Source organism: Cellulomonas sp. NTE-D12 (genome assembly GCF_027923705.1).
Lineage (GTDB): Bacteria > Actinomycetota > Actinomycetes > Actinomycetales > Cellulomonadaceae > Cellulomonas.
Genome location: NZ_AP026442.1, coordinates 1,942,999 through 1,967,314 on the forward strand (window position 1 = coordinate 1,942,999; position 24,316 = coordinate 1,967,314).

22 protein-coding genes are annotated in these 24,316 nt (G+C 73.5%); 18 read left to right on the top strand and 4 right to left on the bottom strand.

The annotated features are described in order from the left end of the window. Positions 1-5: 5 nt before the first annotated feature. The 10 genes from pdxT (at position 6) to QMF98_RS09015 (ending at position 10,520) form a co-directional block, all read left to right on the top strand. Positions 6-608 (top strand): pyridoxal 5'-phosphate synthase glutaminase subunit PdxT, encoded by a 603-nt coding sequence (pdxT, locus tag QMF98_RS08970; protein WP_337972758.1) that lies wholly within the window; start codon positions 6-8, stop codon positions 606-608. Positions 609-671: 63 nt separating this feature from the next. Continuing rightward, positions 672-1,430, top strand: a complete 759-nt coding sequence (locus QMF98_RS08975; RefSeq protein ID WP_291762779.1) for a YebC/PmpR family DNA-binding transcriptional regulator — start codon at positions 672-674, stop codon at positions 1,428-1,430. A 64-nt stretch (positions 1,431-1,494) separates the two neighbouring features. After that, on the top strand, positions 1,495-2,061 hold the full coding sequence (ruvC, locus tag QMF98_RS08980; protein WP_337972759.1) for a crossover junction endodeoxyribonuclease RuvC: 567 nt from the start codon (positions 1,495-1,497) through the stop codon (positions 2,059-2,061). 76 nt (positions 2,062-2,137) lie between these two features. Further along, positions 2,138-2,758, top strand: coding sequence for a Holliday junction branch migration protein RuvA (ruvA, locus tag QMF98_RS08985; RefSeq protein ID WP_337972760.1), 621 nt, complete (start codon positions 2,138-2,140; stop codon positions 2,756-2,758). Positions 2,759-2,789: 31 nt separating this feature from the next. Continuing rightward, the gene (gene ruvB, locus QMF98_RS08990; RefSeq protein WP_337975587.1) at positions 2,790-3,824 is read left to right on the top strand and encodes a Holliday junction branch migration DNA helicase RuvB; all 1,035 of its coding nucleotides are present in this window, start codon (positions 2,790-2,792) and stop codon (positions 3,822-3,824) included. 93 nt (positions 3,825-3,917) lie between these two features. Then, the gene (gene yajC, locus QMF98_RS08995; RefSeq protein WP_337972761.1) at positions 3,918-4,397 is read left to right on the top strand and encodes a preprotein translocase subunit YajC; all 480 of its coding nucleotides are present in this window, start codon (positions 3,918-3,920) and stop codon (positions 4,395-4,397) included. A gap of 66 nt (positions 4,398-4,463) precedes the next feature. Further along, a complete protein-coding gene (gene secD / locus QMF98_RS09000; RefSeq protein ID WP_337972762.1) occupies positions 4,464-6,410 on the top strand; it encodes a protein translocase subunit SecD in 1,947 nt (648 codons plus the stop codon). Continuing rightward, complete coding sequence (gene secF, locus QMF98_RS09005; protein WP_291762784.1) at positions 6,410-7,507, top strand: protein translocase subunit SecF; 1,098 nt, start codon at positions 6,410-6,412, stop codon at positions 7,505-7,507. Before secD ends, secF begins: the two co-directional genes overlap by 1 nt. After that, positions 7,504-8,067: an adenine phosphoribosyltransferase gene (locus QMF98_RS09010; RefSeq protein ID WP_337972763.1), complete on the top strand. Its 564-nt coding sequence runs from the start codon at positions 7,504-7,506 to the stop codon at positions 8,065-8,067. The genes secF and QMF98_RS09010 overlap by 4 nt, the downstream gene beginning before the upstream one ends. A gap of 143 nt (positions 8,068-8,210) precedes the next feature. Then, positions 8,211-10,520, top strand: coding sequence for a RelA/SpoT family protein (locus QMF98_RS09015; protein ID WP_263730765.1), 2,310 nt, complete (start codon positions 8,211-8,213; stop codon positions 10,518-10,520). Between the two features lie 33 nt (positions 10,521-10,553). Here QMF98_RS09015 and QMF98_RS09020 read toward each other — a convergent pair whose 3' ends face one another. From QMF98_RS09020 to QMF98_RS09030, 3 genes are all read right to left on the bottom strand, one after another. Continuing rightward, entirely contained in the window at positions 10,554-11,021 is a 468-nt protein-coding gene (locus tag QMF98_RS09020; RefSeq protein ID WP_337972764.1) for a hypothetical protein, read from the bottom strand. A gap of 177 nt (positions 11,022-11,198) precedes the next feature. After that, positions 11,199-12,944, bottom strand: a complete 1,746-nt coding sequence (locus QMF98_RS09025; protein WP_348773360.1) for a DUF349 domain-containing protein — start codon at positions 12,942-12,944, stop codon at positions 11,199-11,201. Beyond that, complete coding sequence (locus QMF98_RS09030) at positions 12,941-13,723, bottom strand: peptidylprolyl isomerase (RefSeq protein ID WP_337972765.1); 783 nt, start codon at positions 13,721-13,723, stop codon at positions 12,941-12,943. The genes QMF98_RS09025 and QMF98_RS09030 overlap by 4 nt, the downstream gene beginning before the upstream one ends. A gap of 188 nt (positions 13,724-13,911) precedes the next feature. Between QMF98_RS09030 and QMF98_RS09035 the strand changes: the two genes are divergently transcribed. From QMF98_RS09035 to QMF98_RS09050, 4 genes are read left to right on the top strand one after another with little or no spacing between them, the layout of a single operon-like run. Next, complete coding sequence (locus QMF98_RS09035) at positions 13,912-14,619, top strand: MBL fold metallo-hydrolase (RefSeq protein ID WP_337972766.1); 708 nt, start codon at positions 13,912-13,914, stop codon at positions 14,617-14,619. Between the two features lie 44 nt (positions 14,620-14,663). Beyond that, complete coding sequence (hisS, locus tag QMF98_RS09040; protein ID WP_337972767.1) at positions 14,664-16,028, top strand: histidine--tRNA ligase; 1,365 nt, start codon at positions 14,664-14,666, stop codon at positions 16,026-16,028. A gap of 53 nt (positions 16,029-16,081) precedes the next feature. Then, positions 16,082-17,860: an aspartate--tRNA ligase gene (aspS, locus tag QMF98_RS09045; RefSeq protein WP_337972768.1), complete on the top strand. Its 1,779-nt coding sequence runs from the start codon at positions 16,082-16,084 to the stop codon at positions 17,858-17,860. Between the two features lie 10 nt (positions 17,861-17,870). Further along, positions 17,871-18,653 (top strand): GNAT family N-acetyltransferase, encoded by a 783-nt coding sequence (locus tag QMF98_RS09050; RefSeq protein ID WP_337972769.1) that lies wholly within the window; start codon positions 17,871-17,873, stop codon positions 18,651-18,653. A gap of 16 nt (positions 18,654-18,669) precedes the next feature. Here the strand turns inward: QMF98_RS09050 and QMF98_RS09055 are convergent, their stop codons facing one another. Then, positions 18,670-20,913 carry an MMPL family transporter gene (locus QMF98_RS09055; RefSeq protein WP_337972770.1) on the bottom strand — a complete coding sequence of 748 codons (2,244 nt, stop codon included), beginning with the start codon at positions 20,911-20,913 and terminating at the stop codon, positions 18,670-18,672. Positions 20,914-21,006: 93 nt separating this feature from the next. On the opposite strand from QMF98_RS09055, the gene QMF98_RS09060 reads away from it, so the two are divergent. The 4 genes from QMF98_RS09060 (at position 21,007) to QMF98_RS09075 (ending at position 24,219) form a co-directional block, all read left to right on the top strand. After that, a complete protein-coding gene (locus QMF98_RS09060) occupies positions 21,007-22,401 on the top strand; it encodes a replication-associated recombination protein A (protein ID WP_337972771.1) in 1,395 nt (464 codons plus the stop codon). A gap of 256 nt (positions 22,402-22,657) precedes the next feature. Next, positions 22,658-23,284, top strand: coding sequence for a 30S ribosomal protein S4 (rpsD, locus tag QMF98_RS09065; RefSeq protein ID WP_337972772.1), 627 nt, complete (start codon positions 22,658-22,660; stop codon positions 23,282-23,284). A 213-nt stretch (positions 23,285-23,497) separates the two neighbouring features. After that, a complete protein-coding gene (locus QMF98_RS09070) occupies positions 23,498-23,857 on the top strand; it encodes a DUF948 domain-containing protein (RefSeq protein ID WP_263730775.1) in 360 nt (119 codons plus the stop codon). Beyond that, a complete protein-coding gene (locus tag QMF98_RS09075) occupies positions 23,857-24,219 on the top strand; it encodes a hypothetical protein (RefSeq protein ID WP_337972773.1) in 363 nt (120 codons plus the stop codon). Before QMF98_RS09070 ends, QMF98_RS09075 begins: the two co-directional genes overlap by 1 nt. The last annotated feature ends 97 nt before the right edge of the window (positions 24,220-24,316 follow it).

The window sequence follows — 24,316 nt, forward strand, 5'->3', positions numbered from 1 at the left end:
TCCCCGTGACCACGACCGTCGGAGTCCTCGCCCTGCAGGGCGACGTGCGCGAGCACGTCGCCGCCCTCACGGCCGTCGGGGCGCGGGGCGTGCCGGTACGCCGGACGACGGAGCTCGACGCGGTGGACGCCCTGGTGCTGCCGGGGGGCGAGTCCACCACCATCGACAAGCTGCTGCGGGCGTTCGACCTGTTCGGGCCCGTCCAGCAGCGGCTGCGCGACGGGATGCCCGCCTACGGGTCCTGCGCCGGCATGATCCTCCTGGCCGACCGCGTGCTCGACGGCACCACGGACCAGCAGACGCTCGGCGGCCTCGACGTCACCGTGCGCCGCAACGCCTTCGGCCGCCAGGTGGACTCGTTCGAGACCGACCTGTCGATCGAGGGGATCGAGGGCGAGCCGGTGCACGCCGTCTTCATCAGGGCGCCGTGGGTCGAGGAGGTCGGGCCGGCCGCCCGGGTCCTCGGTCGGGTCGAGGGCGGCCATGCCGCCGGTAGGATCGTCGCGGTGCGCCAGGGCCCGTTGCTCGTCACGTCGTTCCACCCGGAGGTCACCGGGGACACGCGGGTGCACCGACTGTTCGTCGAGATGGTGCGCGGGGACCGATGAGCGGCGGCGGTGCCGCCCGGGCCGCGACCGCCGGCACGCACGAGGACTGAGGGGTAGCAGCACATGTCGGGTCACTCCAAGTGGGCCACCACCAAGCACAAGAAGGCCGTCATCGATGCGAAGCGCGGCAAGCTCTTCGCCAAGCTGATCAAGAACATCGAGGTCGCGGCCCGCACCGGTGGCGGTGACCCGGCGGGCAACCCGACGCTGTTCGACGCGATCCAGAAGGCCAAGAAGACCTCGGTCCCCAACGAGAACATCGACCGCGCGGTGAAGCGGGGCTCGGGCCAGGAGGCCGGCGGCGCCGACTACCAGACGATCATGTACGAGGGCTACGGGCCCGGCGGCATCGCCGTCCTCGTCGAGTGCCTGACGGACAACCGCAACCGAGCGGCGTCCGACGTCCGCGTGGCGTTCACCCGCAACGGCGGCACGATGGCCGACCCCGGGTCGGTCTCCTACCTCTTCTCCCGCAAGGGCGTCGTCATCGTGCCCAAGGAGGGCACCGACGAGGACGCGGTGACCGAGGCCGTGCTCGACGCCGGCGGTGAGGAGATCACCGACAACGGCGACACCTTCGAGGTGCTGAGCGAGGCCACCGACCTGGTGCCCGTGCGCACCGCGCTGCAGGACGCGGGGATCGAGTACGACTCGGCCGACGTCGTCTTCTACCCGTCGATGCAGGTCGAGGTCGACGTCGAGGGTGCCCGCAAGATCCTGCGGCTGATCGACGCCCTCGAGGACTCGGACGACGTGCAGAACGTCTTCACCAACTTCGACGCGCCGGACGAGGTCATGGCGCAGCTCGAGGACGAGGACTGACGCCTCACGGCGCCGCCCGGCACGTCGCGCACCGCGGCTGCCGGGCGCGGTCCATCATCACCACGTGCGCGTCCTCGGAGTCGACCCCGGCCTGACCCGGTGCGGCATCGGCGTGGTCGACGGGCTCCCGGGACGGCAGCTCCGGCTCGTCGCGGTCGGTGTGGCCCGCTCCGAGCCGACCGCCGAGGTCGACCAGCGGCTGTGGCGCATCGAGCAGCAGCTCGAGGAGTGGATCGAGGAGCACGGCCCCGACGCGGTGGCCGTCGAGCGCGTGTTCGCGCAGCACAACGTGCGCACGGTGATGGGGACGGCGCAGGTCGCCGGGATCGCACTGGTCGCAGCAGCCCGCCGCCGCATCCCCGTGGCGCTGCACACGCCGAGCGAGGTGAAGGCGGCCGTGACGGGCAGCGGCACCGCGGGGAAGTCGCAGGTGCAGACGATGGTCGCCCGCCTGCTGGACCTGTCGGAGCTGCCGAAGCCGGCGGACGCCGCCGACGCCCTGGCGCTGGCCATCTGCCACCTGTGGCGCCCAGCCGGTGCGCTGGGCGCCCCGCAACGGGCGCCCGGCGCGCTGACCCCGGCCCAGCGCGCGTGGGCCGCCGCGGAGCAGGCGTCGCGTCGGCGCGGCTGACCGTGTCGTTCGTACACGTGTTCGCTCCGGTGTGGCAGCATGGCGGCCGACGACGACCCGGAGACAGGAGGCCGCGGTGATCGCCTCGATCCAGGGCACCGTGCTGGCAGTTCGGCTGGACTCGGCCGTGCTCGTGGTGGGGGGTGTGGGCCTGCTGGTGCAGGCGACGCCGACGACGCTCGCCGGTCTCCGCGTCGGGAGCGCCGCGACTCTGTCCACGACGCTGGTCGTCCGCGAGGACTCCCTGACGCTCTACGGCTTCGCCGACGACGACGAGCGCGACGTCTTCGAGGTCGTCCAGACGGTCAGCGGCGTCGGGCCGCGGCTGGCCCTCGCCATGCTGGCGGTGCACACCCCGGACGGACTGCGCAGGGCGGTGGCCGACGAGGACCTCGCGGCGCTGCAGCGTGTGCCGGGCATCGGTCGCAAGGGCGCGCAGCGCATCGTCCTCGAGCTGGGCGACCGCCTGGGTGCCCCCGCGGTGCGCGCGGCCGCGGCCGGCCCGGTACCGGCAGCCGCACCCTCGGACCGCCGCGACCAGGTGGTCGAGGCGCTCGTCGGTCTCGGCTGGCAGGCGCGGACGGCGCAGGACGCGGTGGCCTCGGTGCTCGACGGCAGCACGGAGCCGATCGCCGCCGAGGACGTCGCCGGGGTGCTCCGCGCGGCGCTGCGCACGCTGGGCGGTGCGCGTGGTTGAGCCCCCGTACGGCGACGCGCCCGAGGAGACCGTGACGGAACGGTTCCGGGCCGACTCGCTGGTCCGCTCGGGTGCGGACGACGTCGAGCGGGCCGCGGAGGCGGCTCTGCGCCCTCGGCGGCTGGACGAGTTCGTCGGTCAGCGCGTCGTCCGCGACCAGCTGTCGCTCGTCCTCCAGGCCGCCACCGCGCGGGGCAAGGCGCCCGACCACGTGCTGCTGTCGGGACCGCCGGGGCTGGGCAAGACGACGCTGGCGATGATCATCGCGGCCGAGCTCGGCACGTCGCTGCGCGTCACGAGCGGCCCGGCCATCCAGCATGCGGGCGACCTGGCCGCGGTGCTCTCCTCCCTGGAGGAGGGGGAGGTCCTCTTCCTCGACGAGATCCACCGCCTCGCCCGGCCGGCCGAGGAGCTGCTGTACGTCGCCATGGAGGACTTCCGGGTCGACGTGATGGTGGGCAAGGGCGCCGGCGCGAGCGCGATCCCGCTGGCGCTCCCACCGTTCACCGTCGTCGGCGCGACCACCCGCGCGGGGCTTCTCCCGGCGCCGCTGCGGGACCGCTTCGGCTTCACCGGCCACCTCGACTTCTACGACGCCGCCGAGCTGGAGCAGGTGCTCGTGCGCTCGGCCGGCCTGCTCGGCGTCCCGCTCGACCGACGGGCCGCCGTGGAGATCGCCTCGCGGTCCCGCGGCACGCCGCGGATCGCCAACCGGCTCCTGAGGCGTGTGCGCGACTGGGCGGAGGTGCGCGGCGACGGGAAGATCGACCTCCCCGCCGCCCGTGCCGCGCTCGCCGTGTACGAGGTCGACGAGCGCGGCCTCGACCGGCTGGACCGAGCCGTGCTCAGCGCCCTCTGCACCCGTTTCGGCGGGGGACCGGTGGGCCTGACGACGTTGGCGGTCGCCGTGGGGGAAGAACCCGAGACCGTGGAGACCGTCGCGGAGCCCTTCCTCGTCCGGGAGGGCCTCGTGGGCCGCACCCCGCGCGGTCGCGTCGCGCTGCCGGCCGCCTGGGAGCACCTCGGTCTGCGGCCGCCGCAGCCCACGGACACGCTCTTCGCCTGACGGAACCGGATGGGACCCATGCGCGTTGGAGGCACCAGTCGCGGCGCCTAGACTGCGGCGGACACACCCGATCTGCAGGAGACTCCCGCGCCCATGGGCAACTACGGCTTCTACATCATCATCGCGCTGGCCTTCGGTGCGATGTGGCTCATGTCGAGCCGCACCCGCAAGCAGCAGCAGGCGGCGCAGGAGTTCCGCAACACGCTCGAGCCGGGCGACGAGGTGATGACCGGCTCCGGGTTCTTCGGCACGGTGGTCGAGGTCGAGGGCGACGTCATCACCCTCGAGTCCACGCCGGGCAGCCGTACCCGCTGGCTGCGCGCCGCGATCTCCAAGAAGATCGAGCCCGTCGTCGCCGAGATCGGCGAGGCGGACGACGACGAGGACGAGGACGAGCCCATCGACGTGCCGGACGACATCTCGTCGCTCGATCCGCTGCCGACCCAGGACAGCACCCGCCCCGCCGCAGGCACGAGCACGCCGTCCGCTGCCGACGAGCCGGGCACCACGGCGGAGCCGACCACCACCGACGGTGACCGCCCGGACCGCGAGGGTGGTTCGCAGACCAAGTAGCAGCACCGGCCGGGGGACGCGCCCTCGGCCTCGTCCCCACCGGCGGCAGGCGTCGCCGGTGCGCGCATGAGAGAGAAGACGTTGGCCGCTCCGACACGCCGGCAACACCCGGTCCGCACGCTCACCACGCTCGGCGTCCTGATCGTCGTGGCCTTCGCCGCGATCGTCGCGGGGACGAAGTGGTCCTCCGCGACGTTCGCGCCGAAGCTGGCCCTCGACCTCGAAGGCGGCACCCAGATCATCCTCACGCCGGTCGCGCAGCAGGCCGGTCAGGTGACCTCCACGACGATCAACCAGGCGATCGACGTCATCCGGCAGCGTGTCGACTCCTCCGGCGTCGCCGAGGCTCAGATCACCAGCCAGAGCGGCAACAAGATCGTCGTCGCGCTTCCCGGCCACCCGTCCGACGAGACGCTGAACCTGGTGCGGACCTCCGCCCAGATGGAGTTCCGGCCGGTGCTGCAGGTCGGCAACCCGGGCCCGTCGCCGTCCGCGACCGCCTCCGCCACCCCGACACCGGGGGCGACTCCGTCGTCCGCCGCCACCCCCGCCGCGACGCCGTCCGCCACGGCGACGGCCGGGGCGAACCCTGCCGCGTCCGCCAGCGCGAGCCCTGCGGCCTCCGCGGGCGCCACGCCGGCGCCGTCCCCCTCGGCCACCGGACCGACGTCGCCGAGCGACGTCGCCTACTACGTCACTCCGGACGTGCAGGCCAAGTTCGACTCGCTGGACTGCACACAGGCGTCCAACCGGACGGGTGGTGTCAACGGCCCGGCCGACGCCGCCTTCGTGACCTGCGACACCGCCGGCACCGCGAAGTACATCCTCGGGCCGGTCGAGGTCAAGGGCTCCCACATCGCCAGCGCCTCGTCGGGCCTCAACCGCCTGCAGAACGGCGGCACCGGCAACCAGTGGGTGGTCGAGCTGTCGTTCGACTCCACCGGCACCACGCAGTTCGGCAACGTGAGCTCGCGGCTCTACAGCGAGACGGCGCCGCTCAACCGGTTCGGCATCGTCCTCGACGGTCTCGTCATCGAGGCGCCGACGATGAACGGCGTCATCAACAACGGTCAGGCGGAGATCTCCGGGTCCTTCACCCGGCAGAGCGCGGCCACCCTGGCCAGCCAGCTGAACTTCGGCGCGCTGCCGATCAGCTTCCAGGTGGAGAGCGAGCAGCAGATCTCGGCGACGCTCGGTTCCGAGCAGCTGCAGAAGGGCCTGCTCGCCGGCCTGATCGGCATGGTGCTGGTCGTCATCTACTCGCTGGTCCAGTACCGGGTGCTCGGCCTGCTGACGGTCGCCTCGCTGGTGCTCGCCGCGATCATCACGTACGCGGTGATCACCCTGCTGTCCTGGACGCAGGGCTACCGCCTGTCGCTCCCCGGTGTCGCCGGTCTGATCGTGGCGATCGGTATCACGGCCGACTCCTTCATCGTCTACTTCGAACGGATCCGCGACGAGCTGCGCGAAGGGCGTGTGCTCGGCGGTGCGGTCGAGCGCGGCTGGGACCGGGCACGGCGCACCATCCTGGCGTCCGACGCGGTCAACTTCCTCGCCGCCGTCGTCCTCTACGTCCTCGCCGTCGGCAGCGTGCGCGGCTTCGCGTTCACGCTGGGACTGACGACGATCATCGACCTCGTCATCGTCTTCACGTTCACGCACCCGATGATGGAGATCATCAGCCGCTGGCCGTTCTTCACCGAGGGCCACCGCTTCTCCGGCCTCGACCCGCGGCGCCTCGGCGTGCCGACCACCCGCTACGTCGGGCGCGGCCGTGTGGTCACCGCTGGCGAGTCGACCGCGACGGCGGCCCCCGAGGCCGCCGACCAGGGGAGCGGTCGCCGCAACCCCGTGCCCGTCGGCTCCGGCGCAGGCACGGGCCCCGTGGCTGCCGCCGGCGGCATGACGATCGCCGAACGGCGGGCCGCCCAGCGACGAGCCCAGGCAGGCAGCCCGCCCACCGACGCCGGCGCCGACGAGACGCCCACCGCCACCGAAGGGGACGAGCACTGATGGCCGTCGGATTCGCCCAGTGGGGCAACGACCTGTACACCGGTCGGCGCTCGTACGACATCGTCGGCCGCCGTCGCGTCTGGTACGTCGTCGCCGCCGTGCTCGTCGTCAGCTCCGTGGTGCTGCTCTTCGCCCCCGGGCTCAACCCGGGCATCGAGTTCCGCGGCGGCTCGGAGTTCGTCGTCTCCGGCATCTCGAACAAGGACCAGCAGCTCGCGGTCACGACCGTGCAGGCCGTCGACACCAAGGAGGTGCCGCGCGTCAGCTCGGTGGGCAGCAGCGCGCTGCGCGTGCAGACCCGGACGCTGAGCAACACCCAGGTGGAGCAGGTCAAGGGCTCGCTGGCTAAGGCCTACGGTGTGCCCGAGACGCAGGTGACCAGCACGTTCATCGGCCCGACGTGGGGCGGTGACGTGTCTCGCAAGGCGGCGACCAGCCTCGTCGTGTTCCTCGTGCTCGTCGCGGCCGTCATGACGCTGTACTTCCGGAACTGGCGGATGGCCGTCTCGGCGCTGGTCGCGCTGTTCCACGACGTCACGCTGACCGCCGGCGTCTACGCGGCCGTCGGCTGGGAGGTCACCCCGGCGACGGTGGTCGGCTTCCTGACCATCCTCGGCTACTCGATCTACGACACCGTCGTGGTCTTCGACAAGGTGCGCGAGAACACGGACGGCGTGCTCGACCAGTCGCGCTACACCTATGCGGAGAAGGCCAACCTCGCGGTCAACCAGACGCTGGTGCGGTCGATCAACACCTCGGTCGTCGCGCTCCTGCCCGTCGCGTCGATCCTGTTCATCGGCGCGTTCGTCCTCGGCGCGGGGACGCTGCGAGACATCGCCCTCGCCCTGTTCGTCGGCATGCTGGTCGGCACGTTCTCGTCCATCTTCCTGGCGACCCCGCTCGAGGTGACGCTCAGGGAGCGGGAGCCCGCGCTGCGTGCGCACCGCGACCGGGTGCTCGCCGCCCGGACCGGATCCGGTTCGCCGGCCGCTGCCGGCGAGGCACCCCTCGTGGGCGCCGCCACGCGCACCGTCGGTCCGCTGCACCCCGGCTCGCACCAGGGCGTCGCGGCCCAGCCGCGCCGCCGGCGCCGGTGAGCGCCGCACCCGCAGCGTCCGGCGTCCCCGACCGTGCGGCGGTCGCGGCACGCGTCTCGGAGCTGATGCGCGAGGTTCCCGACTACCCGGAGCCGGGGATCCTGTTCCGCGACATCACCCCGGTGCTGGCCGACGCGCAGGCGTTCGCCGACCTGGTCGCCGTCATGGCCGCGGCCGCGCCCGGCCCAGTCGACCTGGTGGCGGGGATGGAGTCGCGCGGCTTCCTCCTCGCAGCACCCGTCGCGGTCGCGCTCGGCGCCGGCCTGGTGCCGGTGCGCAAGGCGGGCAAGCTGCCCGGTCCGACGCTCTCCGAGACCTACGAGCTCGAGTACGGCACGGCGACGCTGGAGCTGCACCCGTTCACGGTTCCGGCGGGCTCCCGGGTGCTCGTGCTCGACGACGTGCTGGCCACCGGCGGTACCGCGGCTGCCACGCTGCGCCTGTTCGCCGACTGCGGCGCCCAGGTGGTCGGCATCGGGGTCCTGGCCGAGCTGGCGGCGCTCCGAGGCCGCGACCAGGTACCCGGCGTACCGGTGGACGCGCTGCTGACCCTGCCGTGAGGCTCCGCCCGGACGGGCTGCGTGACGGCCCCCGGACGTCCCGCCGTACACTCGCACGCACACAGCGGTGCCGCTCCGCCCGACGGAATCGGTGACCCTCGTCAGGCGTTGGTAGTGGGACCGCGGGGAGAGGGGGTGTCGACATGACGGAGCAGCAGGTCGCGCCCGCGCAGTCGGACCCCGGCGACTCCCACGGCTCGAGCGCACGGTTGCGTGCGCGTCTGGCGCGGCTCAGCGGCCGCGGGACGACGACGTCGCCGGCGATCGAGCCGGTGCTCCAGGCCGCCCGGACGAACCATCCGAAGGCCGACCTGTCGATCCTCGAGCAGGCGTACGCCGTCGCGGAGAAGGCCCACCGCGGCCAGCTGCGCAAGAGCGGTGACCCGTACATCACCCACCCCGTCGCGGTCGCCACCATCCTGGCCGAGCTCGGCATGACGCCGTCCACGCTGGCCGCTGCCCTCCTGCACGACACCGTCGAGGACACCGACTACTCCCTCGACCAGCTGCGCGCCGACTTCGGTCCCGAGGTCGCGATGCTGGTCGACGGCGTGACCAAGCTCGACAAGGTCCAGTACGGGGACGCCGCCCAGGCCGAGACGGTCCGCAAGATGGTCGTCGCGATGGCGCACGACATCCGGGTGCTGGTGATCAAGCTGGCGGACCGGCTGCACAACGCGCGCACCTGGAAGTTCGTCTCCCCGGCCTCCGCCGAGCGCAAGGCGCGCGAGACGCTCGAGATCTACGCCCCGCTGGCCCACCGGCTCGGTATGAACACCATCAAGTGGGAGCTCGAGGACCTGTCGTTCGCGACGCTGTACCCCAAGGTCTACGACGAGATCGTGCACCTGGTGGCCGAGCGCGCGCCGGCCCGCGAGGAGTACCTCGGGATCGTCCGCGAGCAGGTCAGCGCCGACCTGCGGGCCGCGAAGATCAAGGCGACGGTCACCGGCCGCCCGAAGCACTACTACTCGATCTACCAGAAGATGATCGTGCGGGGCCGCGACTTCGCCGACATCTACGACCTGGTGGGCGTGCGCGTCCTCGTCGACACGGTCCGTGACTGCTATGCGGCGCTCGGCGCGCTGCACGCGCGATGGAACCCGGTACCGGGCCGGTTCAAGGACTACATCGCGATGCCCAAGTTCAACCTGTACCAGTCGCTGCACACGACGGTGATCGGGCCCGGCGGCAAGCCGGTGGAGATCCAGATCCGCACGCACGACATGCACCGTCGTGCGGAGTACGGCGTCGCGGCCCACTGGAAGTACAAGGAGAACGCGAAGAACGGCACCGCCGAGGCAGCCGGCGACATGACGTGGCTGCGCCAGCTGGTCGACTGGCAGAAGGAGACGGCCGACCCGACAGAGTTCCTCGACTCGCTGCGCTTCGAGATCGCCGGGTCCGAGGTCTACGTCTTCACGCCCAAGGGCGACGTCATCGCGCTGCCGCAGGGATCGACGCCCGTCGACTTCGCCTACGCCGTGCACACGCAGGTGGGCCACCGCACGATGGGCGCCCGGGTCAACGGCCGCCTCGTGCCGCTGGACTCGACGCTCGAGAACGGCGACGTCGTCGACGTCTTCACCTCCAAGTCCGAGACTGCCGGCCCGTCGCGTGACTGGCTGGGCTTCGTCAAGAGCCCGCGCGCCCGCAACAAGATCCGGCAGTGGTTCACCAAGGAGCGCCGCGAGGAGGCCGTCGAGCGCGGCAAGGACGCGCTGGCCAAGGCGATGCGCAAGCAGAACCTGCCCATGCAGCGGCTGCTGTCGCACGAGTCGCTCGTCGCCCTGGCGAACGAGATGCGGTACCCGGACGTCACCGCGCTGTACGGGGCGATCGGGGAGAACCAGGTCGCCGCCAGCACCGTGGTCCAGCGGCTGGTGCACTCCCTCGGCGGCGAGCCCGCGGCGGAGGAGGACATCGCCGAGACGGCGCGTCCTGGGCCGACGGCCCGGCGGGTGCGCACCGGCGACCCGGGTGTGGTGGTCAAGGGCGTCGACGACGTGTGGGTCAAGCTCGCCAAGTGCTGCACGCCGGTGCCCGGCGACGAGATCATCGGCTTCGTCACCCGCGGGGCCGGCGTCAGCGTGCACCGGGCCGACTGCGTGAACGTCGACAACCTGCGCAGCCAGCCCGAGCGGCTGGTGGACGTCAGCTGGGGTCACACGAGCTCGCAGCTGTTCCTGGTGCAGATCCAGGTCGAGGCGCTGGACCGGTCCCGGCTGCTGTCGGACGTCACCCGGGTGCTGTCCGACCACCACGTCAACATCCTGTCGGCGGCGGTCTCCACGTCCCGGGACCGCGTGGCGTTGTCCCGGTTCGTGTTCGAGATGGCGGAGCCGTCCCACCTGGCCTCGGTGCTCTCCGCGGTCCGGAAGGTCGAGGGTGTGTTCGACGTCTACCGGATCACCGGAGCCCGTACGGCGGACGAGCCGGCCATCCGGGCCTGAGCCCGCGCCCGGCGACCCGCTGGGTCCGGGGACTCACAGCCGTCCGAGCAGCTCGCGAGCCTGCCGCAGCCCGCGTCCTCCCGCGGCCTCCTCCAGGCGCGCCCGGGCCGCCGCGGGGTCGAAGCCGACCCTGCACAGCCCCTCGAGCAGCACGGCGGCCACCGGCGCGGGCAGCCACCGTGCGACGTCCAGCCCCGTCCGCTGCACGGTCGTCACCCGGGAGCGACCCAGGGTCAGGACGTCCTCCGCGGGGAGCGGGGCCTCGGCACTCGCCCGCCACGGGTCGGGGTCCGTACGCCGGCCCCTCGGGGGAACGAGCACGTCGACGCGTGACGGTGCAGGACCGCCGAGGTGCACCCATGCGGCACTCGCCCGGCCGACCACGCCGCGAGCCGGCACGACGTCCGCGACGGCAGCCAGCCGCATGGTCGGTGAGACGTCGAGACCGGCAGCGACGGCCACGTCGCCCCACAGCACCGCCACCGTCCCGTCGCGGCACATGCCGGCCCACGCAAGCGCTCCGACATCGCTCCTGCGGACAAGCTCGGGAACGGGTACGTGGACGGGCACGAGGGCATGGAGCGCGGACACGCCGTCAGCATGCCGTCGGGCACGGCGACCGGTCGACCGCCCTGTGGACGACCCCGGCCGCGGGGCCCGACGACGGGCGCCAGGCGCTCAGCCCCGGGCGTCCTGCGCTGCGCGCTGAACCTGCTCGAGCCAGGCGCGGCGAGCGTCGAGCGCCGCCTGCGCCTCCGCCACGGCCCGGGCGTCACCCTTGGCGCGGGCACGAGCGAGGTCCGCCTCGAGACCGGCGATCGCCTGCTCGAGCTGGGCGGCAGCCCCCTCGGCGCGCGCCCTCGTCTCCGGGTTGGTCCGGCGCCACTGGGCGTCGTCCGCCTCCCGGACTGCCTGCTCGACCGCCCGGAGACGGCCCTCGACGCGCTGCACGTCCCCGCGTGGCACCTTCCCGGCCGCCTCCCAGCGCTCCTGCACGGAACGCAGGGCCGCCTTGGCAGCCCCGAGGTTCCGGACCGGCAGCAGGGCCTCCGCCTCGGCGAGCAGCGCCTCCTTGACGACGAGGTTCGCCTGGTACTCCGTGTCGGTGGCCTGGTTGGCCGCGTCGCGTGCCGCGAAGAAGGCGTCCTGGGCCGCGCGGAACCGGGCCCACAGCGCGTCGTCGACCGGGCGGCTGGCCCGTCCGGCGGCCTTCCACTGCGTCATGAGGTCGCGGAAGGCACCCGCCGTCGGCCCCCACTCGGTGCTGGCGGACAGCCGCTCGGCCTCGGCCACCAGCGCCTCCTTGGCGCCCTTGGCTGCGGCGTTGCGCGACTCGAGCTCGGCGAAGAAGTGCCGCCGCTCGCGGTCGAACGTGGTGCGCGCGTGGCTGAACCGCTTCCAGAGCGCCTCCTCCGTCGCCCTGTCGAGACGCGGCCCGGAGCGCTGGGCCTCCTTCCACTGGTCCAGCAGCGCGCGGAGCTGTTCGCCCGCCGGCCGCCACTGGATCCGGCTGGGATCCGTCTCGGCGATCTTCTCCGCCTGCTCCACCAACGTGGTGCGCGCAGCGGCAGCTGCCTCGCGGGCGGCTGCACGCTCGGCCTCTGCGGCGGCCCGCCGCTCGGCGGCGACGGCACGGAGGGCGTCCAAGCGATCGCGCAGCCCGACGAGGTCACCGACCGCTGCGGGAGCCGCCAGCTCCTCGGTCAGCTTGCCGAGGGTCTGGTCGATCTCCTTGACCGAGAGGTCCGTCGCGGAGAGCCGCGCCTCGAACAGCACCACCTTGGCCTGCAGGTCGAGGAACCGACGCACGTAGAGCGCGAGTGCCTCGTCCGGGGTGGCCCCGGGGAACTGGCCGACCTCACGCTCGGTCCCGCCGTCGCGGACGAACACCGTCCCGGTGTCGTCGACGCGGCCGAACTCGGCCGCGCGCGCCGCTTCAGCGGGGTCCACCGGCGCGACCGGGGCGGGGGCCGCAGCCGGCGCGGTCGCCGCCGCCGCGGGTCGGCCGGCAGGACGAGGTGCAGGCCGAACCGAGGCGGGGCTGGGGCGGGGGCCGGGGCGAGGAGCCGGACGGGGTCCGGGGACCGGGGCCGACGGCGCGGGGGCGGTGTCCGGCAGCGGGGCCCCGGCCTCCGGCGCAGCCGGTGCGTCGGAGGTCGTGGGCTCCGCTGCATCGGCGGCGTCCGTGGTGGCCGTCGGCTCCGTGCTCTCGTCGGCGGGCGCGCCGTCGGCACCCTGGTCAGCAGGAGCGGGCTCGGCGTCGGACGACGCGGCAGCAGCAGGCTGCTCGGCGGGGGCGGTCACCGGCTCGGCGGCCGATTCGACTGCCGTGTCGACGTCGTTCGCGGCCTCCGCCGTGGTGGGGACCGTCGTGGCCTCGCCGTCCTCGTCGGGCGCCGTCGGCGTCTGGGGGCTCTGCGTCACTGGGTCTCCACTCCCTCGATGATGACGTCCGACGCCGGGGCGGTGGTGGTACCCACCGTCACGGTGCCCGCGTCTGCGATGGCCTTCAGCACGTCCAGACCAGACGTGATGTGGCCGAACACGGTGTAACCGCCCGCCGAGTCCGACGGGATCGTCGAGTCGGCGTAGACCAGGAAGAACTGGCTGCCCATCGAGCTGCCGTTGCCGGACTGCCGCGCCATCGCGACGGTGCCGGCCTTGTACACGTTGTCAGCGGGGGCGTTCTCGATCGGGCCCCAGCTGTACCCGGGGCCTCCGGTGCCCGTCGCCGTCGGGTCGCCGCACTGCAGCACGTAGATGCCCGAGGTGACCAGCCGATGGCACTTGGTCGAGTCGAAGTAGCCCTGGCCGGCGAGCGTGACGAAGTTCGCGACGGCCTGCGGCGCCGCAGCCCCGTCGAGCGTCATCGTGATGTCGCCCTTGTTCGTGATGACCTTCGCCGTCCAGGTGCGGTTCTGCGCCAGCGACTTGTCGGGCAGCACGCCGCCGTTGCCCGTGCGTGCCGCCGTCGAGATCGTCGCCTGGCCCGAGGGAGTCACGCTCGGCGCGGCGGTGGCCTTGCCGCCGTCCCGGGTCAGGCTGACCACGAGGACCACCGCGATGGCGACGACCGCGACCGCGGACCCGATGCCGAGCCCGAGGCGCTGGCGGTGACGGCGCCTCGCCCGCGCGCGAGCCTGGCGCTCCTGCCACTTCTCGAGCCGCCGACGCTCGTACTCCCGCTCCCGCTTGCTGGACACGCCCACCCCTCGTGATGTGCGGGCCAGGTGAGTGGGACCACCTGCGGCACCGCGCCGTAGGACCGGGCACAGTCTAGGCAAGGGGCGCGGCGCCACGACCACCACGCCCGCTGGTCCGACGGTGGATCTCGTCCGCCGTGCGCACGAGGTGGACGCTCTCCACGGACCGCCGGTCGTACCGTGCCGGGGTGGAGGTCCTCGAGGTGATCTCGCCCCTGCTCGGGGCCCGCTGCTGCGTCGTCGTGGGGGAGCAGGCGTCCTGCGTGGTCGTCGACCCGGGCGCCCTGGTCGCGGACACGGTCGTCGCGCTCGTGGCGCAGCGGGGCCTGCGACCGCAGGCGGTGCTGGCGACGCACGGGCACGCCGACCACACGTGGGACGCGGGTCGCCTGTCCGACCGGTTCGGCGTCCCCGTCGTCGTGCACGCGGACGACGTCTACCGGCTCGCGGACCCGTGGGGGACGCTCGGCGTGCTCGGCGCGGCGGTCGGCTCGCCCGACGGTCCGCTGGCGGCCGAGCTGCGCCGGCTCGGCGCCGACCCCTCGGAGTGGGTCGAGCCGCAGGACGTGCGTCCGGTGTGCGCGGACGGCGCGGCGGAGGAGCGGCTCGTGCTCGGAGAGCTCTCCGTCGTCGTCCGGCACGCCCCCGGCCACACCGAGGGATCGGTCGTCTACGTGCTCGAACCACCGGACGAGCGGCCGATCGCGATCACGGGGGACGTGCTCTTCGCCGGCACCGTCGGTCGGACGGACCTGCCGGGAGGCGACGCCGCGACGATGAGCCGGACCCTTCGGCTCCTCGCCCGCTCGCTGCCGCCCCGAGCGGTCGTCCTGCCCGGGCACGGCCCCGCGACCGACCTGGCGACGGAGCTCGTGCGGAACCCCTACCTGCGCTGAGCCGGGGACCGCCCTGGTGCGCTGTTCTGGGAGGATCGGTGCCCATGGCACGCCCCACACCGTTGTCCGGATTCCCCGAGTGGCTCCCTGAAGGTCGGATCGTCGAGCAGCACGTGCTGGACGTTCTCCGGCGCACGTTCGAGCTGCACGGCTTCGCCGGTGTGGAGACCCGCGCCGTCGAGCCGCTGGACCAGCTGCTGCGCAAGGGGGAGACCTCGAAGGAGGTCTACGTCCTGCGGCGCCTGCAGGCCGACCCGCAGCAGGAGGAGCGAGGCGACACCCTGGGCCTGCACTTCGACCTGACCGTGCCGTTCGCGCGGTACGTGCTGGAGAACGCCGGGCACCTCGCCTTCCCGTTCCGCCGGTACCAGATCCAGAAGGTGTGGCGCGGCGAGCGGCCCCAGGACGGCCGGTTCCGGGAGTTCGTCCAGGCGGACATCGACGTGGTGGGCGCGGGCGCGCTGCCGTACCACTACGAGGTCGAGCTGCCGCTGGTGATGGCCGAGGCGCTGTCCGCGCTCGAAGAGGTGGGCGTGCCGCCGGTCCGGGTGCTGGTGAACAACCGGAAGGTCGCGGAGGGCTTCTACCGAGGCCTGGGCCTGGACGACGTCGAGGCGGTGCTGCGCAGCATCGACAAGCTGGACAAGGTCGGCCCCGAGGTGGTGGCCGAGCTGCTCATCGCGGAGGCCGGCGCGTCCACCGACCAGGCGACGGCCTGCCTCGAGCTCGCGGCGATCTCCGGGCCGGACGAGGGCGTCGTCGACCGCGTGCGGGACCTGGCGAAGCGGTACGACGTCTCGTCCGACCTGCTCGACGAGGGCCTCGAGGAGCTGGGCCTGCTGATCAGGGCGGCGGCCGCCCGGCTGCCGGGGACCGTCGTCGCCGACCTGAAGATCGCGCGAGGCCTGGACTACTACACCGGCTCGGTCTACGAGACCGTACTGGTGGGCCACGAGCACCTCGGGTCCATCTGCTCCGGCGGCCGTTACGACACCCTCGCGTCCGACGGTGCGACGACCTACCCCGGGGTCGGCCTCTCGGTCGGCGTGAGCCGGCTCGTCTCCCGGCTGCTGTCCGCCGGCCTGGTGCGCGCCACTCGTGCCGTGCCGACCGCGGTGCTGGTCGCCGTGACGGACGAGGCGTCGCGGCAGCGCTCCGACGACGTGGCGGGCACGCTGCGGAGCCGCGGCATCCCCGTCGAGGTCGCCCCGGCGGCCGCCAAGTTCGGCAAGCAGATCCGGCACGCGGACCGTCGTGGCATCCCGTTCGTCTGGTTCCTCGGCGCCGACGGCGCGCCGGACGAGGTCAAGGACATCCGCTCCGGTGAGCAGGTGGCTGCCGACGCGGCAGCCTGGGAACCGCCCGCGGCCGACCGGTGGCCCAGGGTCGTGCCGGGCGACGCGCACTAGGATCGTGCGGGCGCCCCGCCGGGCGCGCACCCCCTGACGACGAAGGACGACCCGTGCTGCGCACCCACACCGCCGGCTCGCTGCGAGCCGAGCACATCGGCACCACCGTGACCCTCACCGGGTGGGTGGACCGGCGGCGTGATCACGGTGGCGTGGCGTTCGTCGACCTGCGGGACGCCTCGGGCATCGCCCAGGTGGTGATCCGCGACGAGGCCGTGGCGCACGAGCTGCGGGCCGAGTACGTGCTGCAGGTGACCGGCACCGTCGGCCGCCGGCCGGAAGGCAACGAGAACGCGCACCTGCCCACGGGCGAGGTGGAGGTCGTCGCCGACCACGTCGTCGTGCTCAACGAGGCGGCGCCCCTGCCGTTCCAGGTGTCGACGTCGCTGAACGAGCCGGTCGGCGAGGAGGCACGTCTCAAGTACCGCTACCTGGACCTGCGCCGGCCGGCGCCCGCGCACGCCATGCGGCTGCGCGCCAAGGTGAGCCAGGCGGCGCGCCGGGTGCTCGACGCCGAGGGCTTCGTCGAGTTCGAGACGCCCACCCTGACCCACTCGACTCCCGAGGGCGCCCGCGACTTCCTGGTGCCGGCCCGCCTCTCGCCGGGCAGCTGGTACGCCCTGCCGCAGTCCCCGCAGCTGTTCAAGCAGCTGCTGATGGTCGCGGGGATGGAGCGGTACTACCAGATCGCCCGGTGCTACCGGGACGAGGACTTCCGCGCCGACCGGCAGCCGGAGTTCACCCAGCTGGACGTCGAGATGAGCTTCGTCGACCAGGACGACGTGATCGCCGTCGCGGAGGGCGTGCTCAAGGAGGTCTGGGCGCTGATCGACGTGGACCTGACCACGCCGATCCCGCGGATGACCTACGCCGACGCGATGGCCCGGTACGGCACCGACAAGCCGGACCTGCGGTTCGGTCTCGAGCTGACCGACCTGACGCAGTACTTCGCGAGCACGCCGTTCCGGGTGTTCCAGGCGCCGTACGTCGGCGCCGTTGTGCAGCCCGGGGGAGCGGCGACACCGCGCCGCGGGTTCGACGCGTGGCAGGAGTGGGCGAAGCAGCGGGGCGCCAAGGGCCTCGCCTACGTGACGGTCGGGGAGGACGGCGAGCTAGCCGGGCCGGTGGCCAAGAACGTCTCCGACGACGAGCGCGCGGGGCTGGCGGCCGCCGTCGGCGCGAAGCCGGGCGACGCGGTGTTCTTCGCCGCGGGGAAGGCGTCCGAGGCGCGCGCGCTGCTCGGTGCTGCGCGGCTCGAGATCGGCCGGCGCGCCGAGCTGATCGACGAGGACGCCTGGTCGTTCGTGTGGGTGGTCGACGCCCCCCTGTTCAAGCCCACCGGTGAGGACGACGACGTCGCGCTCGGCACCAGCGCCTGGACGGCCGTGCACCACGCGTTCACGTCGCCCACGCCGGAGTGGGTCGACCGGTTCGAGGAGGACCCGGGCAACGCCCTGGCGTACGCGTACGACATCGTGTGCAACGGCAACGAGATCGGCGGCGGCTCCATCCGTATCCACCGCCGCGACGTGCAGGAGCGCGTGTTCGCCGTGATGGGGATCGACCACGACGAGGCACAGGAGAAGTTCGGCTTCCTGCTCGACGCCTTCAAGTTCGGCGCCCCGCCGCACGGCGGGATCGCGTTCGGCTGGGACCGCATCGTCGCGCTGCTCACGCACGCCGAGTCGATCCGCGACGTGATCGCCTTCCCGAAGTCCGGCGGCGGGTTCGACCCGCTGACGGGTGCGCCGGCCCCGATCACACCCGAGCAGCGCCGCGAGGCCGGGGTGGACGCCAAGCCGAAGGCCCCCGCGCCCGCACCCGCCGTCTAGGCCCCACCGCATGACCGTCCTGGACCAGGTGCCGGTCCGATGGCGGCACGACCGACTGGTGCGCTCCGACGCCCCTCGCCTGGGTGGCGCCCGCGTGCTGACGGCCGGGGATTCCTGGGTCGCCGTCACCGACGGCTCCCACGGCACCTCGGTCGTCGGCTACGGCGACGGGGGCGGCGCGGCGCGCCTGGTCACGGCGCTCGTGGCGGCGGGCGAGCTGCGGCCTCCGCTGCACTGGTTGAGCCTGCCGCGCGACGTCGACGTGCCCGCCGAGGTGGCTGCCGCGCTCCAGGTCGAGCCGCTGCCGGGGTGGGACTGGCTCTCGGTCGATGCCCTCCCGCCGGTCCTCCCGCGCGAGTCGCAGGTCGTGCGCCTGGACCTGGGCATCGAAGCGCCCGCCATCCGTGAGTGCTTGGAAGAGGCGAACCCCGGCACGGATGCAGATCCGGACGGCGCGCACGAGATCGCGTGGTGGGGTGTCCGCGGACCGCGAGGCGGTCTGCTGGGCGTCATCGGGGCGTCCGAGCGCGGCGGTGGCCACCCGGGGGAGCAGACGTGGCACCTGCACGGTCTGGGGGTGCGTCCGGGCGCACGGCGACAGGGGCTGGGAGCCGCACTGACGGCGGCCGCCGTGCGCGACGGCCTCGGCCAGGGTCTGCCGTGGGTGTCCCTCGGCGTCTGGGCGCACAACGAGCCGGCCCTGGCGATGTACGCCGCCCTCGGGTTCCGCACCGACCACCGCCGGCGGTCGTACCGACCCCGCGGGCAGGCGGGGACGCACCCGCACCGCTGACCGGAGCCCGCCGAGCTCAGTGCGTGATGGCCAGCCGCTCGTGCAGCCGGCGCAGCGGTGCCGGTGCCCACCAGTTCCACCGGCCGAGCACGGTCATCGTCGCGGGCACCAGCAGCACGCGGACCACGGTCGCGTCGACCAGCACCGCCACGGCCAGGGCGAAGCCGACCTCCTTGATCACCAGGAGGCGGCCGGCGACGAAGCCGGTGAAGACCACGATGACGATGGCGGCGGCCGACGTGATGATGCGCCCCGACCGCTGCAGACCGAGTCGCACGGCGTCGTCGCTGGTCGCCCCGCCGTCGTACAGCTCCTTGATCCGGGACAGCAGGAACACCTCGTAGTCCATCGCCAACCCGAACGCGAAGGCGACCACGAGCGCGAGGACGTACGTCTCGATCCCGCCGACCGAGGTGAAGCCCAGCAGCCCGGCCAGGTGCCCGTCCTGGAACGTCCAGACGAGCACGCCGAGAGAGGCGGACAGCGACAGCACGTTGGTGAGCAGGGCCTTGAGCGGGACCACCACCGACCCCGTCATCAGGAACAGCAGCACGAGCGTCGCGAGCGCCACGATGCCGCCGGCGATCCAGGCGCGTTGCGTCAACGCCTTCTGGAAGTCGAGCTCGTGCGCGGCCTGCCCGGTCACCCACACGGGGTAGCCCGGCCGCATCGCGCGGATCTCCGTCACCACGTCGCGCGCCACGCCGCCCGCGGGGTCGGCGGTCTCGGGCCGGACGCCGATCTGCACGTAGGAGCCGACCGCGGCGGGTGGGTCGACCGACCGCACGTGCGGCGAGCGAGCGAGCGTCGCGGCCAGCGCGGTGCCCTGCTCCATGGGCGCCTGCACCAGCACCGTGATGGCGGGGGCCGCCGCGGACGGGTACTGGTCCGCGAGCAGCCGCAGGAACGTCACCTGGTCGCTGCCCCGCGGCAGCAGCTCGGCGCCGGAGTTCCGGAGCTCGAGGTGGGTGAGGGGCGCCGCGAGGAGCGCCAGCAGCGCCAGCGCGCCGCCCATCACCCACCACGGCCGCCGCTGGACGCGGCCGGCCAGCCGGGAGAAGGAGCCCTCCTCGGACTGCACGTCAGACGTGCGGGCCAGCACGCCCCGGAGCACCGGGACGCGCGCCAGCACGCTGGGACGGGCCAGCCGGCGGCCGGACCACACCAGCAGTGCCGGGACGAGGGTCAGCGCCGTGGCCAGGGCGATGACGATGACGGCGACCGCGGCGCCGCCGATCGCCCGCAGGATGTCGGGCCGGAACACCAGCAGCCCCGCGATGGAGATCGCAACCGTCAGCGCGGAGAACGTGACGGTCCGGCCAGCGGTGGCCATGGTGCGCTCGACGGCCTCCGCCACGGCGCCGTCGCCCCGTCGACGCCGGCTGCCCACGCCACCGTCTGCGTCCGTGAGCCGGTGCAGCTCCTCGCGGTAGCGGCTGACCACCAGGAGGCCGTAGTCGATGGACAGACCCAGGCCCAGGACGGTGACGACGTTGACGACCGAGGCGTCCACATCCATGACGTAGGACAGCCCCAGCACCGCAGCGAGACCGCCGGCGATCGAGGCGAGGGCGCCGGCCATCGGCATGGCCGCCGCGATGAAGCCCCCGAACACGAGCACCATCACCAGCAGCGCCACCGGCAACGCGATCGCCTCGCCGGTGCGCAGGTCCCTCTCCACCTGGCCGGTGATCGCGTCGACGATCAAGGGGGTGCCGCCGACCACGCCCGTCACCTGGGGTGCGACCGGCCGCAACAGGCTCGGGGTGTCCCTGAGCAGGCCCTCGACGTCGTGCAGGGCCGTCGTCTTCGCCTCCCCGACGACGCCGGCACGCAGCTCCACCACGACGAGGAAGCCGTGCCCGTCGCGGGCGACCAGAGGGGCAGCCGCCGGGTTCGCCACGCCACCCGGCAGGACCAGCGGGTCGATCACGGACCCGACGCCCGCCACCGCGGCGAGCCTGGCCCGCTGCGGCGCCAACGCCTCCGCGACGCCGGCGGCCGACGGGTCGACGCCGCTGAGGGCCAGCGTCACCGACGCACCGCCCTGGGCGCTGCCGGCCAGGATCGCGTCCGCCGCGTCGCTCTCGGAGCCGGGCACGGCCGGCGCGCCGGTGCTCACGCGGTCGAACACCGTCTGCCCCGTCACGCCCACCCCGGCGACCAGGTACGCCACGACGGCGAGCAGCACCCACACGAGCACGGCCGTACGGGGGTGACGGGCGACGGCGCGGCCGAGACGTGCGAACACGCTCGTCATCGTCGCAGCAATCCCCGCCCTGCGCGTGCGCCCGCGTGGGTGGTCCCACCGGCCGGGGCGGGAGCGTGGGCGCCGGTGCGTAGGCTTCCCGCCGTGGACCTGTTCGACGCGGCGCAGTCGACCGCGCAAGGCCTGCCCGAGGTCGGGGCCGGTGCACCGCTGGCGGTGCGCATGCGACCGCGGACCCTCGGCGAGGTGGCCGGTCAAGCCCACCTGCTGGAGCCGGGCTCACCGCTGCGCCGCCTCGTCGAGCCGCAGTCGGCCGCCGCTCGGCGGGCGGCGCCCACGTCCGTCGTCCTGTGGGGACCTCCGGGGACCGGGAAGACGACTCTCGCCTACCTCATCGCCGCGACGTCCGGACGCCGGTTCGTGGAGCTGTCGGCCGTCACGGCGGGCGTCAAGGACGTGCGCGCGGTGATCGACGAGGCACGGCGCCGGCTGGCGACCGACGGCGGCGAGACGGTGCTGTTCATCGACGAGGTCCACCGGTTCACCCGGACGCAGCAGGACGCGCTGCTGCCCAGCGTGGAGAACCGGTGGGTCACCCTCGTCGCGGCCACCACCGAGAACCCGTCGTTCTCGGTGAACGGTCCGCTCCTGTCCCGCTCGCTGCTGCTCACGCTGCACCCCCTGTCCGTCGAGGAGGTCCGCGCGCTGGTCCGGCGCGCGGTGGCCGACGAGCGCGGCCTCGCCGGCGGGGTGGAGCTGGAGGCCGAGGCCGAGGAGCACCTGCTGCGGCTGGCCGGTGGGGACGCCCGGAAGGCGCTGACGATCCTCGAGGCGGCGGCAGGCGCTGCCCTCTCGGCAGCACCGGTCGCCACGGGGGACGAGGAGCCCCGCCCGGCGGTGGTCGACCTCGCGACCGTGGAGCGGGCGATCGACGTCGCCGCGGTCCGCTACGACCGGGACGGCGACCAGCACTACGACGTGATCAGCGCGTTCATCAAGTCCGTGCGCGGGTCGGACGTCGACGCGGCGCTGCACTACCTGGCCCGGATGATCGCCGCGGGGGAGGACCCCCGGTTCATCGCGCGGCGCATCGTCATCTCGGCGGCGGAGGACGTCGGCATGGCGGACCCGAGCGCCCTGCAGACCGCCGTCGCCGCCGCGCAGGCCGTGGCCCTGATCGGCATGCCGGAGGCCCGGATCATCCTGGCCGAGGCCGTGGTGCACCTGGCCACGGCGCCCAAGTCGAACGCCGCCTACCTCGGTGTCGACCGTGCACTGGCTGACGTGCGGGCGGGACGGATCGGCAGCGTGCCGGCGCACCTGCGGGACGCCCACTACGCCGGCGCGCAGCAGCTGGGGCACGGCAAGGGCTACGTGTACGCGCACGACGAGCCGCACGCGGTCGCCGCCCAGCAGTACCTGCCCGACGAGCTCGTCGGCACCCGGTACTACGAGCCCTCGGACCGCGGGTACGAGCGCCAGGTGTCCGAGCGGCTCGACCGGATCCGTCCCCTGCTGCACCCGGACGAGCCCCGCTGAGCCGGTAGAGGCCCCGCGCCGGCATCATGGGCTTCGCCGCGGTCTCAGGGCGGGCGGTCCCGGGGCCTCCTCACGTCCGGTAGAGTGGACGGGTTCGTCGTGCGCTCGCGTGCGACGACGCCTGGGGTCTCAGCCTCGCCACCGTCAGCAGCACAGAACCACCGTCGACGGCGGCTCCATGGTCGGCCCCACGCCCGCCGGACCCGGTGTCCGCCCGTGGGCGTGACGTCATCACCACGACAGGAAGAACATCTCTGTGACCAACGTGACCCGTTCGCGTCGTCAGGTCCGCCTGAGCCGCGCCCTCGGCCTGGCCCTGACGCCCAAGGCCGTCAAGCACTTCGAGAAGCGGCCCTACCCGCCCGGCGAGCACGGCCGCGCCCGTCGCCGCACCGAGTCCGACTACGCGGTCCGGCTGCGCGAGAAGCAGCGTCTGCGCGCCCAGTACGCGCTGCGCGAGAAGCAGCTCGCCAAGGCGTACGAGAACGCCCGCAAGGCCCCGGGTCTGACCGGTGAGGCCCTCGTCGAGGACCTCGAGACCCGTCTGGACGCCCTCGTGCTCCGTGCCGGCTTCGCCCGCACCATCCTGCAGGCGCGCCAGGTGGTCACCCACCGTCACGTGCTGGTCGACGGCAAGATCGTCGACCGTCCGTCGTTCCGCGTGCAGGAGGGCCAGACCCTCCAGATCAAGCCGAAGAGCCAGGCGACCACGCCGTTCCAGATCGCCGCCGCCGGCGCCCACCGCGACGTGCTGCCGACCCTGCCGGGCTACCTGGACGTGCAGCTGGAGAAGCTGTCGGCCGTGCTGGTGCGCCGCCCCAAGCGCGCCGAGGTCCCCGTGACCTGCGAGGTCCAGCTGGTCGTCGAGTACTACGCCCGCTGACGTACCCGTCGGGCGACGAGCCCGACACCTGCGCGAGAGCCCCGCACCGGTCCGGTCGCGGGGCTCTCGCGCACCCGGCCCCGGTCGGCCACGGCGCGGGGCCTGCGCGGGCGCGCCGGTAGGGTGGTGCGCTGGTGCGGCCGGAGCGCCGCACCGTTCCGCGGTGCCGCGTCGGGCGGCACCCGGCGTACGGACGACAGGACGGAGCGACCCATGTCCGGTGGCGACATCGCAGGCCTCATCGCCGCGGTGGCCTTCGTCGCGCTGGTCGGCTTCCTGGCGCTGCCGCTGGTGAAGCTCGGCCGGACGTTCGACTCCGCGACACGGGCGCTGACCGAGCTGACCGACCACACCGTCCCGGTCATCGACGAGGCCGCCAAGGCGGTGGCGAGCGGGAACCTCCAGCTCGAGAAGGTCGATGCCGTCACCTCCGCGGCCGCGTCCGTGTCGGAGAACGTCTCGGCCCTCACGGCGCTGATGACGGCGACCGTCGGCGGCCCGCTGATCAAGGTGGCGGCGTTCAGCCACGCCGTGCGGCGGGCGCTGGCGGGTGTGCGGCGGGGGAGCCGCTGATGCGCCGGCTGTTCTGGGTGGGCGTCGGGGTCGCCCTGACGGTGGTCGTGGTGCGGCAGGGCCGCGCGCTGCTGGAGCGGTACGCGCCACCGGAGGCGACCGCGGCCGTCGCCGGCGCGGGCCGCCTCGCCCGCGCCGCCGAGGGCGCACGCAGGGAGTTCGCGGCCGGGTTCGCCGAGCGGGAGCGTGCGCTGCGCGAGGCGCTGGTGGGCGACGTCGACGTCGACAAGCTGCGCGCCGAGGCACCTGCCCGGCGAGCCGCCCTCAGGGAGACGTTCGGCGGCCGCCACGCCGCACCGCCCGAGTGGGCGGAGAACCCGACCGAGGACCCGGACGACGACGACGGCTACGCCTTCTTCTGACCCGCCACCGGCTCCTCCGCCACCGCGGCGCCGGTGACGGAACACCGAGACGCCCCGCGACGCTGCACCTGTGAGAACCCGCCCGCCAACGGGCGCC

Excerpts from the sequence above, each read along its gene's own strand:
- QMF98_RS08975 (WP_291762779.1), top strand. The coding sequence starts at position 672 with ATGTCGGGTCACTCCAAGTGGGCCACCACCAAGCACAAGAAGGCCGTC.
- yajC (WP_337972761.1), top strand. The coding sequence starts at position 3,918 with ATGGGCAACTACGGCTTCTACATCATCATCGCGCTGGCCTTCGGTGCG.
- secD (WP_337972762.1), top strand. The coding sequence starts at position 4,464 with ATGAGAGAGAAGACGTTGGCCGCTCCGACACGCCGGCAACACCCGGTC.
- secF (WP_291762784.1), top strand. The coding sequence starts at position 6,410 with ATGGCCGTCGGATTCGCCCAGTGGGGCAACGACCTGTACACCGGTCGG.
- QMF98_RS09015 (WP_263730765.1), top strand. The coding sequence starts at position 8,211 with ATGACGGAGCAGCAGGTCGCGCCCGCGCAGTCGGACCCCGGCGACTCC.
- QMF98_RS09020 (WP_337972764.1), bottom strand. The coding sequence starts at position 11,021 with ATGTGCCGCGACGGGACGGTGGCGGTGCTGTGGGGCGACGTGGCCGTC.
- hisS (WP_337972767.1), top strand. The coding sequence starts at position 14,664 with ATGGCACGCCCCACACCGTTGTCCGGATTCCCCGAGTGGCTCCCTGAA.
- QMF98_RS09050 (WP_337972769.1), top strand. The coding sequence starts at position 17,871 with ATGACCGTCCTGGACCAGGTGCCGGTCCGATGGCGGCACGACCGACTG.
- QMF98_RS09055 (WP_337972770.1), bottom strand. The coding sequence starts at position 20,913 with ATGACGAGCGTGTTCGCACGTCTCGGCCGCGCCGTCGCCCGTCACCCC.
- QMF98_RS09070 (WP_263730775.1), top strand. The coding sequence starts at position 23,498 with ATGTCCGGTGGCGACATCGCAGGCCTCATCGCCGCGGTGGCCTTCGTC.
- QMF98_RS09075 (WP_337972773.1), top strand. The coding sequence starts at position 23,857 with ATGCGCCGGCTGTTCTGGGTGGGCGTCGGGGTCGCCCTGACGGTGGTC.